The sequence below is a fragment of the Mycobacterium sp. 2YAF39 genome, assembly GCF_052114565.1.
GTDB lineage: Bacteria > Actinomycetota > Actinomycetes > Mycobacteriales > Mycobacteriaceae > Mycobacterium.
On record NZ_JBFREZ010000016.1, the window covers coordinates 36,988 to 52,103 of the forward strand.

Below are 15,116 nucleotides of genomic sequence, written 5' to 3' on the forward strand. Positions count from 1 at the left end.
GGCTACGTGAGCAGGCCCCCGTCTGAGACGCGCCAACGCATCCAGGGCGTGGCCCGTGAACTGTTCGCGCAAAAGGGTGTCCAGCGCACCAGCCTGCAGGACATCGCTGACCTGCTGGGAATCACGAAACCCGCCCTCTACTACCACTTCAGATCCCGCGAAGACCTTGTGCGCAGCATCCTGCAACCGCTGATGGACGAGGCGGAGCATTTCATCGCCGCACACGAGAGCAGGCCCAAGTCCTCGCGGGCCACCCCGCGTGAGCTGCTCGAGGGGTACTTCGACTTCCATTTCAAGCACCGCGCCGACCTGATGCTCGTGGTGTCGGAGTTGACGACGCTGGCCGACCTCGGTCTGATCGACCGCATGCTGGCCTGGCGCGAGCGACTGGCCAGGCTGGTGTGGGGCGCCAGGCCGACGCTCGAGCAGTCCACCCGCGCGGTCATCGCGTTCGGCGGACTGCAGGACTGCTGCGTCCAGTTCCCCGACACCCCCTACGAGGCGCTCCGCAAAGCGACGGTGGATGGAGCCATGTCGGCGCTGGCCATCTGACTCCACCGATTCGGCGCGGTGCGCCCGCATGCGGGCGTAGCGTCCGGCCATGGCTCAGTCGACGATGGTGTTCGACCCGTTCTCCCAGGAGTTCTTCGACGACCCGTACGAGATCTACCGCTGGATGCGCTCCGAAGCGCCCGTCTACTACAGCGAGAAATACGACTTCTACGCGCTGACCCGCCATCCGGATGTGGCGGCGGCGTTCAAGGACCCCGCGACGTACTCGTCGGCGTACGGCGTCGACCTGTCGATGGTCCAGGCCGGCGGGTTGCCGCCCGACGTCAGGATTCTGCAGTTCATGGATCCTCCCGAACATCGCCACATGCGCAGCGTTCTGAACAAGCTGTTCACCCCGCGCGCCATCCAGGCTCAGCGGTCAACGGTGACGGCGATCATCGACAAATACCTCGGCGCGATCAACGCCGACGAGTTCGACGTGGTGCGTGAGTTCACCGCACCGTTCCCCGTCGAGGTCATCACCACCTGGCTCGGGGTACCCGAGGACCACGTCCAGCACGCTCGGCACTGGACTGATGCGTCAATGCGCCGCGAGCCTGGCCAGACCCAGACGGACGAGGCGGGCAAGGCGGCGATCGCCGAATCCGCCGCGTACTACTACGAATGTATCCAGCAGCATCGCGCGCAGCCCCGCGACGACTTGTTCTCTTTGCTGATCGACACCGAGATCGAACGCGACGACGGTTCGAGGTCGCATCTGAGCGACATCGAAATCATAGGCTTCGCACAGCAATTGGGCGGGGCGGGAGCCGAGACGGTGACCAAGCTGCTCGCCAGCGCGGTGTACTTGTTCGCGCGCCACCCCGATCAATGGAACGAGTTGCAGTCGGATCGCGGCAAGATTCCGGCCGCCGTCGAGGAACTCCTGCGCTACGACAATCCCGTCCAATACGACGTACGCCGTTCGATGCGTGACGTCACAGTGCGCGGCGTGACGATTCCCGCGGGCAAGCCCGTGTTCCTGATGTTGGCCTCTGCCAATCGTGATCCTGATGCATGGACGGATGCAGATGCTTTCGACATCGGCCGCGAGCGCACCGAGGCCCAGAACCTGGGCCTGGGCTACGGCATCCACAGTTGTCTCGGCGCGGCGCTCGCGCGAATGGAGAGCGCGATCGCGCTGGACAAACTGCTCGACTTCATGCCCCGCTACGACGTGGACTGGGACGGCTGCGCACGCGTTCATATGACCAACGTGATCGGGTGGAAGTCGGTGCCGGTCCGCGTGACTCGCTAGATTGACGGGGTGCCCCAGAGCTTCACCGAATTGTTCGCCGCAGGACTGGCGAGCTACGGCGACCGCCAGTGCATCCAGTTCGAGGACCGGTGGTACTCCGGTGACGAAATCGCCTCGTACGGCACCGCCATCGCCGAAGTGCTGCGAAACGGTGGGGTGGCCGACGGTGCTCCCGTCGGCCTCGTGGTCCGCAACCGTCTGCAGCACGCCGCCGCGATCATCGGCTTCCTGGCTGTGGGTCGCCCGGTCTCGATGATCTACTCCTTCCAATCGCCCGAGGCGATCGGCCGCGACATCGAAACGCTGGAGCTGTCGGCGATCGTCGCCGATCGCGACGACTGGAGCGATGAAGTCGTCGCCGCCTGCGCGCGTGCTGGTTCCGCGGGCGTGGCCATCTCGCTGAGCGCGCCCACCGTGGCGCCGGTCGAGGGGCTGGAACGGCGCGACGACGCCCGTCGTCACGCAGCGGTGGAACCCGGTGTGGCACTGCAGATCTTGACCAGCGGCACGACCGGCCCCCCGAAGCGGCAGTCGATCATGACGCCGGTTCTGGAGCGGACGGTGTTCAGCGTGACCAGCGGGGAAGTGGCGCCCTCGGACGCGCCGCCGGAACTGGCCTACTGGCAGTTCGGCGGCATCGGAGTCTGCCAGCTGGTCGCGGGTGTCTACAACGCCAGGCGGATCGTGATGCTCGAACGATTCTCCGTCGACAGATTCGTCGACGTGGTCAAGACGCACGGCATCAAACGATCCGGCGTGCAACCCGCCGTCGTGCGCATGCTGCTCGACGCGGGAGTGGACAAAAAAGATCTGGCATCGCTGGAGTTTCTGATCAGCGCGTCGGGCCCGCTGGACCCCGAAACCCGTGACGAATTCGAGAAGCACTTCGACATTCCCATCCGGTTAGCCTATGGGGCAACGGAATTCGCGGGCTCAGTCTGTGCGTGGACACCGGATCTCGTCGCGGAGTTCGGCGAATCCAAACGTGACACCGTCGGCAGGCCGCTGCCCGACACCCTGGTCCGCATCGTCGATCCGGACACCGGGGCAGAACTGCCCGCAGACCAACGGGGTCTGCTCGAGGCGAAGGTGGGGCCGATCAGTCCCGACTGGATCCGGACCACCGATATCGCCGCGATGGATGCCGACGGATTCGTCACCCTGCACGGTCGCGCCGACGGCGCCATCAATCGCGGCGGGTTCAAAATCATGCCGGAAACTGTTCGGCGCGTGTTGATCTCACATCCCGCTGTGCGCGACGCATGCGTCGTGGGCGTGCCTGATCCCCGGCTCGGGCAGGTGCCGTTCGCGGCGATCGAGGTGGCACCCGGAACACAGGCGCCGTCCGACGACGAACTCGCCGAACTCGTCCGCCGTGAGCTACCGGTCTACAACGTGCCGGTGGCCTTCACCGCTGTCGACGAACTGCCGCGCAACCCCGCACTGAAGGTCAGCCTGCCCGCGGTCGCGGCGCTCTACGCGCCGCGCTAGACCGCTCCGAGATCCGCCGACAGCCAGTGCTGCGGCTTCATGTAGATGACAACGCCCTCGCCGTGCTCGCGGCGCGCGAACTCGAGGTAGCCGTCGACCTTATCGGCCGGGAGGTAACGCTTGACCATCTCGACGAGTTGTTCATCGGTCGCCGGCTCGATGCGGCTGACAGGGCCATCGACCGCGACATAGCGCACCGTCGGCTCGAGGCGCTGGGCCATGAGAGTGAATTCGCCCTGCGACTCGATCAGGCGATGCTTGCGCGAGCCGGCGCCCGTGTGCACCCACGGCTCACCGCCGGGACTGTACTGATACCAGATCGGCACCGTCAGCGGTCCGCGCTTGTCACCCGCGCTCACGGAGAGTGCCCCGATATGAGGCTCGGCCAGAAACTGTTCGCGTTCTTCCTTGGAGAGGGCCATGCCGCCAGGCTAGCCGCGGCCCCCGTCAAGCCTGCCTGACCGCGTCAGCAGCCGATTCGGGAGAAGAACGCCACGGCGACGAGGCCGATGACGAACGCCACCTGTGGCTGCCCCATCGCCAAGGTGCTGGCGATGCCCGCGATCGCGGCGACCGCGATGACGGTGAGCAGCAGGACCATGTACCAGCGAACGTGGATGGCCCCGGGATGACGCATATGGTGCGACTTCAGCTCCAGATCGGAGTTACGCCGTCCGAACATCAATCGCTCCTCTGTGGTTTACATCACATGAGTGTTTGATATGTGAGCCACACCATATAACACCGGATGGCGATCAGCGATGCAGACTGAAAGATGTCGTCGTTGCAGGCCGATAACGGCCCCACCACCACGTTTCTGACGGACACTTCGACGTGGACTTGTCCCTGTACCGAGACGAGCGAGCATGACCGATCTCTGCCAGCTGCCGGCCCATGAGCTGATCCGGTTGATGGCGGGCGGGACCGTCTCGTGCCGTGAGGTCGTTGAGGCGCACCTTGCCCGCATCGACGCCGTCAACCCGGCGTTGAACGCGCTCGTCGAGGCCACCGATCCGCAGCTGTGCCTGACCGCCGCGGGCGAAGCCGACGAGCGCATCGCTCGCAATGGCCAGCTCGGCCGGCTGCACGGACTGCCGATCGTGGTCAAGGACGTCATGCTCGTGGCCGGGCTGAAATGTTCCGGCGGCAGCCCGGTGCTGCGTGCCCCCGCCTCCGAGGACGCGACAGCCGTAGCGAGACTGCGTGCGGAAGGCGCGATCGTGCTGGGCCTGACGAACGTCCCCGAGATGGGTCGCGGCGGCGAGTCCAACAACAACGTCTACGGCCGCACCAACAATCCGTTCGACCTGTCGAGGACGCCTGGCGGCAGTAGCGGCGGCTCGGCTGCCCTGGTCTCCGCAGGCGGCGCCGCGCTCAGCGTCGGATCCGACGGCGGCGGCAGCATCAGACAGCCGTGCCACAACACCGGTATCGCCGGGATCAAGCCGACCCACGGCCGAATCCCGCGCACCGGCAGCGTGTTCGGCGATGCGCTCGGTATCTTCGGACCGTTCAACTGCTATGGCCCGCTCGCACGGTCCGTACCGGATCTCTATCTCGGCCTGTCGATCATGAACGGCCCCGATCTGCGCGATCCGTACGCGGTGCCCGCACCGCTCGGCCACCCCGACGACGTCGACTTGGCCGGGCTTCGCGTCGCCACCTACCTCGACGACGGCATCTCACCGCCCTCCGACGATGTCGCCGACGTCGTTTCAGACGCCGTGCAGGCCCTGACCGGGATGGTCGGACTCGTCGAACACAACGCGCCCCCCTGCCTCGGACGCACGATGGAGTTGTTGTGGGAGTCGGTGTTCCTCGGCGGCGACCGCGGCAAGGGGTTCGAAGCGGACCTGGCGGCGATCGGCGCGGACAATCCGTCCGAGGAGCTCGCCGAGTTCCTCAGGCAGGCACGGCTGGTCGACTTCTCGCTGTCTGACGCACGAAGCAGGTTGACCGAGATCGACACCTATCGCATCGAAATGCTCGAGTTCATGGCCGACTACGACGTGATCGTCGGCCCCGCGATGCCCACCGTCGCCAAACCTCACCACCACGGACTCGTCGAGGTCCGGGACTTCTCCCATTTGATGGCGCACAATCTCACCGGCTGGCCTGCGGCCGTCGTGCGGTGCGGTACGTCCAAGGAGGGGCTACCCATCGGAGTGCAGATCGTGGCGAGGCCGTTCCAGGACGCGACGGCGCTGGCGGTGGCCGGTCGGCTCGAAGCCGCGCTCGGCGGATGGCGTCCCCCACCGCTGGTTGCATAGAGTCAGAAGCCATGCGCTTTGGACTGTTCATCCCGCAGGGCTGGCGACTCGATCTCGTTGACATTCCCCCCGATCAGCAATGGCAGGTCATGCGTGATCTCGCCGCGTACGCCGACGGCGGAGCCTGGGACTCGCTGTGGGTGTACGACCACTTCCACACCGTTCCGGTGCCGACCGACGAGGCTACTCACGAGGCGTGGTCGCTGATGTCGGCCTACGCCGCGGTCACGTCGCGAATCAAGCTCGGCCAGATGTGCACGGCGATGGGTTATCGCAACCCGGTCTATCTGGCCAAGGTGGCCGCCACCGCGGACATCATCTCCGGTGGCCGGGTGCAGATGGGCATCGGCGGCGGCTGGTACAAGCACGAATGGGATGCCTACGGCTACGGGTTCCCCTCGGCAGGCGTCCGCCTTGGCATGCTCGACGAAGGCGTCCAGATCATGCGCGACGCGTGGCGCGACGGCCGGGTCACGCTCCACGGCAAGCACTATGACGTCGACGGCGCGATTGTCGCGCCCAAGCCGTTGCAGGACGGCGGACCGCCGATGTGGATCGCAGGCGGTGGCGAGAAGGTGACGCTGAAGATCGCCGCCAAGTACGCGCAGTACACGAACTTCACCTCGGAGCCCGAGGGTTTCGCGCACAAGTCGCAGATACTCGCCGATCACTGCCGGGCCGTCGGCACCGACTACGACGCGATCGTCCGGTCGGCCAACTTCAACGCCGTGATCGGCACGTCGGAGAGCGATGTCAGAGAACGTGTTGCGCGACTGCGTGCCCGGCAGGTCGCCAAGGCGGACGAATCCGCCGTCGACGCCATGCTCACTACCATCAGCGCGCCTGAATCTGCCAGTGGCACAACCGAACAGGTCATCGAGAAGCTGAAACGCATGAGCGACCTCGGTTGCGAGTACGCGATCCTCTACTTCCCGGAGGCCGCCTACGACCGGAGCGGTATCGAGCTGTTCGAGCGCGAGGTCATCCCCGCGCTGGCGTAACCGGCGTTGTCAGGGCCTCGGCGCGATGGGGCCGCCCGGCGGCAGCGCATTCGGGTCGATGGGCTGTTGCACACCGGGGGCCGGAGGCAGGTCGAAGTACCCGGGCGGCGGTGGCCCGCCGATCGGGTAGTACCCCTCCGGCAGAGGCGGCCCACCGGAGTAATTCCGCTCCGGAGTCGGGCCGTTCGACGCGGGGTCGGACAGCGACGCGTATCCGGGCGGCAGCGGCGGTGCCGGACCGGCTCCCGGCGGGGGCACGGCGGGTTTGATGTCGCCGGGTTGCATCGTGCCGGTGAAGCCCTGCGGGTCCTGGGCCATGTGCCAGGCGTCCCGCAGGAAGCCCAGTGGCCCCGACGTGTTGCCCGCACCGTATTGCTGGTTGGCGACCTGCGGCACAGGCGGCGCCCCGACCGGCGGCGGCGCGGGCGCAGCGACCGGCTCGGCACCGGGCACATCCATGACGGGTTGGCCCGGGGCAGGCGGCTGGCCGGGGACCGGCGTCGGCAGCGGGGGTGCCACCGGCTGCGCGCTGGCCTGGGTGGCCGCGGCCAGTGCGCCCATGCCGATGACGGCAGCGGCGACCGCGATCCGGGCGAACTGCCCGAATGAGGAGGTGTGTCCGCTCATGTGTGCTTCCTGCTCGAGCCCGTGAGGGCTGCTACCGACCCGCGACGAGGCTAACGCGTTTGCGGGTCGCCCGCGTCGTCAAGAGCGATTTTGGCACGTCGGGCATCCGGGTCCGGGCTTGCCGGAGCCGTTGATGACGACAATGGTGGAGGATGCATTGGTCGTCATCGCGAATTCACCAGCCCCGAATTGATACGACCATCCGCTCTACGTACACATGTCCCGATCGTCTGAAAGGCGCGTCGACGATGGAGAAAATCTCACTCACCGCACTCGCGCGTGAGCATCTGGAAACTGCCCGATCGGCCACCAGTGGTCGCAGCGCGCACACGGTTTACGGCGGCCACGAACATTCGTTGCGCCAGACCCTGATGGCGTTGAAGGCCGGCAGCAAGCTCGACGATCACGACAGTCCCGGCGAGGCCACGCTTCAGGTTCTGCACGGCAGGGTGCGGGTGACCCATTCGTCGTCGGGATGGGACGGCTCGCCCGGTGACCACATCATCCTGCCGCGTGAACGACATGGCCTGAGCGCGATCGAAGACTCGGTCGTCCTACTGACCGTGTCGAAACCCATTGGGCCGCATACCTAGATCGCGGGGCCCAGCAGATCGTCGGCGTCCTTGATGATGTACCCGTAGCCCTGTTCGGCCAGGAAGCGCTGCCGGTGCGCGGCGTACTCGGCGTCGAGGCTGTCACGCGAGACCACCGAGTAGAAGATCGCCCCGCCGCCGTCGGCTTTGGGTCGCAGCAGCCGGCCCAGTCGCTGCGCCTCTTCCTGACGCGACCCGAAGGTGCCCGAAACCTGCACGGCCACATTGGCTTCCGGTAGGTCGATGGAGAAGTTGGCAACCTTGGACACCACCAACGTCGGAATCTCGCCCCGACGGAACTCGTCGTACAGCGCCTCACGCTCGGCGGTCTTGGTCGACCCTTGAATCACCGGGGCGTTCAGTTCGACGCCGAGCTCGTCGAGCTGGTCGAGGTATGCGCCGATCACCAGAGTCTGGTCCCCCTTGTGTTTCTCCAGAATCGACTTCACCACCGCGATCTTGGAGTGCGCCGTCGAGCACAGCTTGTACCGCTCGTCGGGTTCGGCGACGGCGTAGAGCATCCGCTCGTTGTCGGTCATCGTGACCCGCACCTCGATGCACTCGGCGGGCGCGATCCAGCCCTGGGCCTCGATGTCCTTCCACGGCGCGTCATATCGCTTCGGCCCGATGAGCGAGAACACGTCGCCCTCGCGTCCGTCCTCACGGATCAGCGTCGCCGTCAGGCCCAGCCGCCGCCGCGACTGTAGATCCGCGGTCATCCGGAACACGGGTGCGGGGAGCAGATGCACCTCGTCGTAGATGATCAGCCCCCAGTCGCGGCTGTCGAACAGTTCGAGGTGCCGGTATTCCCCCTTGGTGCGGCGGGTGATGACCTGATAGGTGGCGATGGTGACCGGGCGGATCTCCTTCTTCTCGCCCGAGTACTCGCCGATCTCATCCTCAGTCAACGACGTTCGGTTGATCAACTCGCGCTTCCACTGCCTGCCCGCGACCGTATTGGTCACCAGGATCAGCGTCGTCGCCGAGGCCTTGGCCATTGCCGCCGCACCGACGAGCGTCTTACCGGCACCGCACGGCAGCACCACGACACCGGATCCGCCCTGCCAGAACGAGTCGGTGGCCATCTCCTGATAGTCACGGAGGTGCCAGCCATGCTGCGCCAGGCTGATCGGATGCTTCTCGCCGTCCACATAACCGGCGAGATCCTCTGCAGGCCAACCGATCTTGAGAAGCATCTGCTTGACGCGCCCGCGCTCGCTGTTGTGGACCGCGACGGTGTCGTCGTCGAGGCGCGCACCGAGCATGGGTGCAATCTTCTTGTTGCGCAGCACTTCCTCGAGCACCGCGCGGTCCAGGCTCACCAGAGTCAGACCGTGCGCCGGATGCTTCACCAGCTGCAGGCGCCCGTACCGCGCCATCGTGTCGACGATGTCGACGAGTAGCGGTTGCGGCACCGCGTACCGCGAGAACGAAACCAGCGCGTCGACGACCTGCTCGGCGTCGTGGCCCGCGGCGCGGGCGTTCCACAGCGCCAGTGGGGTGATGCGGTAGGTGTGGATGTGCTCGGGGGCACGCTCCAGTTCGGCGAACGGGGCGATCGCGGCTCGCGCCGCGCCTGCCTGCTCATGGTCGACTTCGAGCAGCACCGTCTTGTCGGACTGCACGATCAGGGGGCCGTCGGTCATGCGCGATCCCGTACCCCTGCGCTACGCGCGGGTGGGCCCACCGCTTGCGTGGGGAGTGCCCCCACGGCTTCTCGCTCGCTGGTCATCCCGTCCATTATCCAGACTCGGCCGACACCGGTTGTTTCAGCGGACGTTGGCAGCGCCGCGATCGGCCGAAAGACCAGCCTTGACTCTGCGCGTGAGCTCGTCGCCGAGGACCTCGATCAGGCCGGCCTCGACGCCGTCGAGCGCGGCGGCGGCAATCTCGGCGGGGTCGTTCTTGGGCGCATCGACATCCGCAACCATGTCGGTCTCCATGAAGCCGACGTGGAGCGCCGTGACGGCCACTCCGCGTGGTGCGAGCTCGTCGCGGACGGTGTCCGTCTGTGCCCACAGCGCGGCCTTCGCCGCGCTGTATGTACCCGCGCTGGGCGGATGCACCCACGCCAGTACCGACAGGACGTTCAGGATCGCGGCCGGCGCATTGGCGATCAGATGGGGCGCGAACTCCCGCGTGACCGACAGCGTCCCGAAGAAGTGCGTCTCCATCTGTGCCCGGACATCGTCCATCGGCGCTTCGAGCAGGGAGTTGAAGGACGCGATCCCCGCGTTGTTGACCAGCAGGGTCGTGTCGCCTGCGATTTCGGCCGCGGCAGAAACCGATTCGGGATCGGTGATGTCGATGCGGACCGGTACCACGTTCTGCACCGTGATGGTCTCCGGTCTGCGGGCCGCCGCGTACACCTTGGAGGCGCCGCGGGCGACCAGTTGCTCGGCGAAGTGACGTCCGAGGCCTCGGTTGGCTCCGGTGACAAAGGCGACGCATCCATTGATCTGCACGATGACAGTGTGTACCGCCCGCCGCGAAATCAGGCAGAGTCGGCCGACACCACCGAGGTGACGCGATGGATGGCGAACTCGCGAACCCGGCCGGACGCGGGATCGTAGGCGGTCAGCTGCCCGCCGCGCACGTTGATGGGTGCCACCACCCGCTGGGTTGCCACACCGGCCGGATCGACGTAACCGATCACCACGGATGACTGCAGGTGGGCGGCCTCCTGGAGTTGCGTGATCGCGACGGTCGGGTCCAGTCGCATGGCGCTGGATGGTGCGGATGCCACCTTGCGCAGCACCGCGACGATCGCGCCCAGCGTCTGGCTCGTGGGGCTTGGCGTCCGGTGGGCGCGGCGGCGCGGCGGTGCCGCAACCCTGGCGCCCCGCACCCGGAGGTCGACGATGGCGCCGGTCGAGTCCTCGGCGGCGGGCGCGAATCCGGCGTCGCGCAGGCCGGCGAGCACCTCGGAGATCGGTGACTGTGACACCGCGACCGTCGGAGCGAGCAGCCGCATCTCCAGCTGTTCTGCCGCGGGTGCCGTGATCGCCTGCGCCAAAAGTGCCGCGTCCTCGCACCGCACGAACGAGTTGGCCATCCCGACCCGCAACTGCCCGTGCCGCCGCGCCACATCGTCGATCAAATAGGTGAGTCCCTGCGGCACAGGCGTTTTCGAGTGCCGCGAGAAAAAGGCGTGCAGTTCCACGGCAGTGCGCCCGGTATCGAGAGCCCGCCGGATGGACCCCTCGCTGATGCGGTACACCATCGCGGCACCCGCCGACTCGACGCTCGCCACGGCTCCCAACTGCTCGGCCAGCTCACGTTCCAGCGGGCCCGGCACCACCACCGTCAAGTCGGCCTGCAGCAGAAAATGGTCGATCGGCCGCGGTAACACCTTGTCCATCGCCTTGACGACGTCGTCAGGTGGGTCGCCCGCCAGCATCGCCCTGGCCGCCGTGGCGATTCCCCCGCGGCCGACCATGCCGACGGTGTGCGCCTCTGTCAGCAGGGCGCCCACCGGCCCTGGCTGCAGCCGAACCGCCCAGCGAGGCCGTCGCCAGATCATGGCGCGCGACGCTTGCGTCGCATCCACGCCTGCGCCGGGTTTCAGGTCGGCGAGCATCTCGAGGAGCAGTCGCCGGTCCAGCGGAGCGGCGGTGGAGAACAGCGAATCGGAAAGTGCCGCATAGGGTTTACCGTCGGGGCCGCGGCTCCCGACCAGGCTCGGTCGTCCCGGCAGGTCCAGCCACGTCGATGCCAGCAGGTGCCACCTGTTGGCCGTCGGCGATTCGAGGAACCGGTCGGCGGCCACCGTCGGGGCCCAGTACGGGCCCGCGCCGTCATGCGGTCCCGGTTCGGGCATACCCGTCGCGATCAGCCCGGCCGCCGCCGTCACCTCGAGAATCAGCCCGAGCCGGCTTTCGTCGATCCCGGTCACCTTCGTCAGCCGTTTGACGTCGCGCACCCCGAGCCCTCCGCTGCGGAGCTCGGGAACAGGTGTGGCAGAGAGCGTTTCGAGTACGACCTCGACCTCGCGTAGAAAGTCGATCACCGCGCCGGCAGCCACCGCGTCCACATCGGCGGCGGTCGTGGTCGACACGACGGGGTCGGGTGCCGTCAGCCCGACGGGTCCGGGTAGTTCACCGCGCATCGCCTGGCCGATGAGTCTCGGCAGGATCACCGTCTCGGGGTCCACCTGTCGCAGCAGCCCGGCCGCCAGCAACCGCTGTACCGGGCGGTCCGGCGGGGTACCCGCAGCGGCGTCGCGGGTGCGTCCCACCGGTGAACCCTCCAACAGCTTCTGCAGCAGGTCTGACTGCGCCTCGTCGAGCCCCGCGAGGCGCTCGGCGATATCGGTGGCATCGCTGTCCTCGACCGTGGCCTGACCGACATACCAGGGCAGTCCCGTCGCGGCCTCGGCGGCGACCCGCACGGAGTCGTCGCCCCACACCAGCACGCGCTCACGAAGATCGTCGACGGCCGCCGTGACGACCGCCTCGGCGGCGGAATCACCGATCAGCTCGAGCAGCTTGGACAGCGGCACTGCGTTCGCGTCGGCATGCAGGACCAGCAGGGCGTCGATCACCGCGAGATGAAGAAAGTCCAGGTCATCGGTGGCAGCCTTGACCGATTGCCGTGCCTGGGCCCGCGCCGCAAGCGCCGCGATGGTGCCCGGCGGGGGCTGCGTCAGATCGGGCCGCAACTCCAGCAGCCGGATCAGCCGCTCATCGCCGAGTTCGGCCAGCCAGGCGCCCAGAGGGAGGCCCGGCGCGTTTTCGGTCATTGCTGACCAGGGTAAGGCAGCCCGTCGGTGTCGCCACTGCTCACGGTGCCTGCCACAATGTCAGACGTGGCTGACAACAAACGGCAGAAGAAGCAATATGTCGACCCGGGCTGGCCCGCGACCGACGGCGACGACGATCACGCAGTCAGTGAGCTCGCCGCCGACCGCACCGGCGCGCTGTCCCCGTTCGGCGACCTCACCTTCCCGTTGCCGAACGATGACGTCCCGTACGTCCACCCGGTGACGGTCGTCAACAAGTAGTGACCGAACCGCGCCAACTCTCGCACCTCGACGAAACGGGCGCGGCGCACATGGTCGACGTCACCGCCAAGGACGCCACCAGGCGCACCGCCGTCGCGGCCGGTGCAGTCCACACCACCACCGAGGTCGTCGCGATGATCGCATCCGGCGGGCTACCCAAGGGCGACGCTCTGGCCACCGCGCGGGTGGCCGGGATTCTCGCGGCCAAGCGCACCAGCGATCTCATTCCGCTGTGCCACCAGCTGGCTCTGACGGGAGTCGACGTCGACTTCGAAATCGGTGAGGCGCAGGTGGTTATCACTGCGGCCGTGCGCAGCACTGACCGCACCGGCGTGGAGATGGAGGCGTTGACGGCGGTCAGCATCGCCGCGCTGACGCTCTACGACATGATCAAGGCGGTCGACCCCGCCGCACGAATCGACGACATCCGGGTGCTGCGCAAAGAAGGCGGCAAGACCGGACTCTGGGAGCGGACGTGACGCGCAGGGCCCGGGTGGTCATCGCCTCTACGCGGGCCGCCGCCGGCGTCTACGAGGATCGCACCGGGCCGATCATCGTGGACTGGCTCAATGCGCGGGGAATCGCCACAGCCGCGCCGGTCGTCGTGGCCGACGGGCGCGGAGTCGTCGCGGCGCTGTTCGCCGCTGCGGGCGACAACGTCGACGTCCTGATCACCTCGGGTGGCACGGGCATATCGCCGACGGACGGCACAGCGGATGCGACGGCGGACTTCGTCGACTATCAGATCCCAGGACTGGCCGACGCCATCCGTCGCGCGGGCGAGGACAAGGTGCCCACCTCGGCGCTCTCGCGTGGAGTCTGCGGTGTGAGGGGCCGCACGCTGATCGTGAACCTGCCCGGGTCGACCGGAGGCGTGAAGGACGGCCTCGCCGTGCTCGACCGCGTGCTCGAGCATGCGCTGGATCAGCTCGCGGGCGGGGACCACACGCAATGACGGTGGTGCTGCGGGCACAGCTCACCGAGGAGCTCATCGCGCTGACCGAGCACGAAGCCCTCGTCGCGCACGAAGCTGCCGGTGCCGTGGTGGGCTTCGCCGGCGTCGTCCGCGACCACGACGGCGGTCGCACGGTGACGAGGCTCGAGTACTCGGCACACCCCACGGCAGCGCAGACATTGGCAGATGTCGCCGCCGAGATCGCGGCCGATAGTCACGGAGTGCGGGCCATCGCCGTCAGCCACCGCATCGGCGTGCTGAACATCGGTGACGCCGCGCTTGTCGCCGCCGTGGCCGCAGACCACCGAGGCGCGGCGTTCGAAACATGCCAGCGTCTGGTGGACACCGTCAAAGCCCGGTTACCGGTGTGGAAGCACCAATTCTTTTCAGACGGCTCCGAGGAGTGGGTCGGGTCCGCTTAAGGCGACTTCGGTCAGGCCGGCGGCAGGGGCGCCGGAGGCGGCGGCGGGGGAACGCCGGGCAGTCCAGGAGCGGGAGCCGGAGGCGGAGGAGGCGCGAGCGCCGGATCCGGCGGGAGCTGCCCCGGCACGTTCGGCACCTGGCCACCCGAGCGCGCATCCGGTGTCGTGAGCGGCCGCTGGGTCAACGCCAGCAGCGCATCCTTGCCGGACACATCCTGGGTCTGGATCGCGTGCCAGATCTCCTTGAGGTACGTGACGTTCGGGCTTTCGCCCGGGACGGCCTCAACGCGGTCGGTCGTCGTCCCCGGATTCAGATTCTCCGGGCTCGACAGGTGCGGAACCTCGGCGGGCACGGGGAGCTCACCGGACACGGCCTGGTTGGCCGCGTCGAATGCCGGTTGCGGGACGTCGAGGTTGTTGATCGGGGCCAGCGGGTCGGGCGCAGGCGCCGCGAGGGGCGCAGGCGCGGGTGCGGGCGGCGCCGGAGGAGCCGGCGGTAGCAGCGGGGCGGGCTGGAGCGGCGCATCGGTATGCAACGCCCAAACTGCTTGGTGCTCGTCGGCCACACCCTCTGAACCGGGTGCGACGTCCCAGTTCGCCACGGGCTGCACCACCGGCGGTGGCGGAGGAACCGGGGCGGCCAATGCGTCGATGGGCGGCGCGGCGGGCGGCAGCGGGGCCGGTGGCGCCTCAGGCAGCGGTGCGGCCATCGCGTCGAACGGCACGGGCGCAGGGGCCGGCGGGGGCGGAGGAGGCGGCGGCGCGATCGGCGGGGCGGCCCCATTGATCGCGGCTGCGGCCATCGCTTGCATGGGGGGTGCCGGCGGGGCCGGAGGTAGCGGGGCCGGTGGCGGCGGAGGCATCGGTGCGGCCATCGGTTCGGCCGGAGCCGGGGGTGGCGGCGGAGGCAGCGGGGCCGGAGGCGGCGGGGGAACGGGCGCAGCC

The 15,116-nt window shown here is 67.9% G+C and carries 16 protein-coding genes and 1 pseudogene; 10 read left to right on the forward strand and 7 right to left on the reverse strand.

Annotated features, from left to right (window positions below; all coding sequences use genetic code 11):
- Window positions 1-6 precede the first annotated feature (6 nt).
- From AB4Z42_RS27740 to AB4Z42_RS27750, 3 genes are read left to right on the forward strand one after another with little or no spacing between them, the layout of a single operon-like run.
- A complete protein-coding gene (locus AB4Z42_RS27740) occupies window positions 7-552 on the forward strand; it encodes a TetR/AcrR family transcriptional regulator (protein WP_442012461.1) in 546 nt (181 codons plus the stop codon).
- A gap of 49 nt (window positions 553-601) precedes the next feature.
- Complete coding sequence (locus AB4Z42_RS27745) at window positions 602-1,810, forward strand: cytochrome P450 (RefSeq protein ID WP_442012462.1); 1,209 nt, start codon at window positions 602-604, stop codon at window positions 1,808-1,810.
- A 9-nt stretch (window positions 1,811-1,819) separates the two neighbouring features.
- A complete protein-coding gene (locus AB4Z42_RS27750; protein ID WP_442012463.1) occupies window positions 1,820-3,301 on the forward strand; it encodes a class I adenylate-forming enzyme family protein in 1,482 nt (493 codons plus the stop codon).
- On the opposite strand, the gene AB4Z42_RS27755 is transcribed toward AB4Z42_RS27750, so the two are convergent.
- Together AB4Z42_RS27755 and AB4Z42_RS27760 are read right to left on the reverse strand one after the other, a co-directional pair.
- Window positions 3,298-3,723 carry a pyridoxamine 5'-phosphate oxidase family protein gene (locus AB4Z42_RS27755; protein WP_442012464.1) on the reverse strand — a complete coding sequence of 142 codons (426 nt, stop codon included), beginning with the start codon at window positions 3,721-3,723 and terminating at the stop codon, window positions 3,298-3,300. The two genes, AB4Z42_RS27750 and AB4Z42_RS27755, sit on opposite strands and share 4 nt — an antisense overlap.
- Before the next feature lie 44 nt (window positions 3,724-3,767).
- Window positions 3,768-3,983: a hypothetical protein gene (locus tag AB4Z42_RS27760; RefSeq protein WP_442012465.1), complete on the reverse strand. Its 216-nt coding sequence runs from the start codon at window positions 3,981-3,983 to the stop codon at window positions 3,768-3,770.
- A 184-nt stretch (window positions 3,984-4,167) separates the two neighbouring features.
- Between AB4Z42_RS27760 and AB4Z42_RS27765 the strand changes: the two genes are divergently transcribed.
- Window positions 4,168-5,571, forward strand: a complete 1,404-nt coding sequence (locus AB4Z42_RS27765) for an amidase (protein ID WP_442012466.1) — start codon at window positions 4,168-4,170, stop codon at window positions 5,569-5,571.
- Between the two features lie 11 nt (window positions 5,572-5,582).
- The gene (locus tag AB4Z42_RS27770) at window positions 5,583-6,572 is read left to right on the forward strand and encodes an LLM class F420-dependent oxidoreductase (RefSeq protein WP_442012467.1); all 990 of its coding nucleotides are present in this window, start codon (window positions 5,583-5,585) and stop codon (window positions 6,570-6,572) included.
- Window positions 6,573-6,581: 9 nt separating this feature from the next.
- Here AB4Z42_RS27770 and AB4Z42_RS27775 read toward each other — a convergent pair whose 3' ends face one another.
- On the reverse strand, window positions 6,582-7,199 hold the full coding sequence (locus AB4Z42_RS27775) for a hypothetical protein (RefSeq protein ID WP_442012468.1): 618 nt from the start codon (window positions 7,197-7,199) through the stop codon (window positions 6,582-6,584).
- A 248-nt stretch (window positions 7,200-7,447) separates the two neighbouring features.
- Here AB4Z42_RS27775 and AB4Z42_RS27780 point away from each other — a divergent pair, with 248 nt between their 5' ends.
- Window positions 7,448-7,792, forward strand: a complete 345-nt coding sequence (locus AB4Z42_RS27780) for a cupin domain-containing protein (RefSeq protein WP_442012469.1) — start codon at window positions 7,448-7,450, stop codon at window positions 7,790-7,792.
- On the opposite strand, the gene AB4Z42_RS27785 is transcribed toward AB4Z42_RS27780, so the two are convergent.
- From AB4Z42_RS27785 to AB4Z42_RS27795, 3 genes are all read right to left on the reverse strand, one after another.
- A complete protein-coding gene (locus AB4Z42_RS27785) occupies window positions 7,789-9,438 on the reverse strand; it encodes a DNA repair helicase XPB (RefSeq protein ID WP_442012470.1) in 1,650 nt (549 codons plus the stop codon). The two genes, AB4Z42_RS27780 and AB4Z42_RS27785, sit on opposite strands and share 4 nt — an antisense overlap.
- Before the next feature lie 123 nt (window positions 9,439-9,561).
- The gene (locus AB4Z42_RS27790) at window positions 9,562-10,257 is read right to left on the reverse strand and encodes an SDR family oxidoreductase (protein ID WP_442012471.1); all 696 of its coding nucleotides are present in this window, start codon (window positions 10,255-10,257) and stop codon (window positions 9,562-9,564) included.
- 29 nt (window positions 10,258-10,286) lie between these two features.
- On the reverse strand, window positions 10,287-12,533 hold the full coding sequence (locus tag AB4Z42_RS27795) for a helicase-associated domain-containing protein (protein ID WP_442012472.1): 2,247 nt from the start codon (window positions 12,531-12,533) through the stop codon (window positions 10,287-10,289).
- 57 nt (window positions 12,534-12,590) lie between these two features.
- On the opposite strand from AB4Z42_RS27795, the gene AB4Z42_RS27800 reads away from it, so the two are divergent.
- From AB4Z42_RS27800 to AB4Z42_RS27815, 4 genes are read left to right on the forward strand one after another with little or no spacing between them, the layout of a single operon-like run.
- Window positions 12,591-12,794 (forward strand): hypothetical protein, encoded by a 204-nt coding sequence (locus AB4Z42_RS27800; RefSeq protein WP_442012473.1) that lies wholly within the window; start codon window positions 12,591-12,593, stop codon window positions 12,792-12,794.
- Window positions 12,794-13,273: a cyclic pyranopterin monophosphate synthase MoaC gene (gene moaC / locus AB4Z42_RS27805; RefSeq protein WP_442012474.1), complete on the forward strand. Its 480-nt coding sequence runs from the start codon at window positions 12,794-12,796 to the stop codon at window positions 13,271-13,273. The genes AB4Z42_RS27800 and moaC overlap by 1 nt, the downstream gene beginning before the upstream one ends.
- Window positions 13,270-13,749 carry a MogA/MoaB family molybdenum cofactor biosynthesis protein gene (locus AB4Z42_RS27810; RefSeq protein ID WP_442012475.1) on the forward strand — a complete coding sequence of 160 codons (480 nt, stop codon included), beginning with the start codon at window positions 13,270-13,272 and terminating at the stop codon, window positions 13,747-13,749. Before moaC ends, AB4Z42_RS27810 begins: the two co-directional genes overlap by 4 nt.
- A complete protein-coding gene (locus tag AB4Z42_RS27815) occupies window positions 13,746-14,171 on the forward strand; it encodes a molybdenum cofactor biosynthesis protein MoaE (protein WP_442012476.1) in 426 nt (141 codons plus the stop codon). Before AB4Z42_RS27810 ends, AB4Z42_RS27815 begins: the two co-directional genes overlap by 4 nt.
- Window positions 14,172-14,182: 11 nt before the next feature.
- Here the strand turns inward: AB4Z42_RS27815 and AB4Z42_RS27820 are convergent.
- Window positions 14,183-15,116: pseudogene (locus AB4Z42_RS27820) on the reverse strand (transglycosylase family protein); the annotation flags it as partial.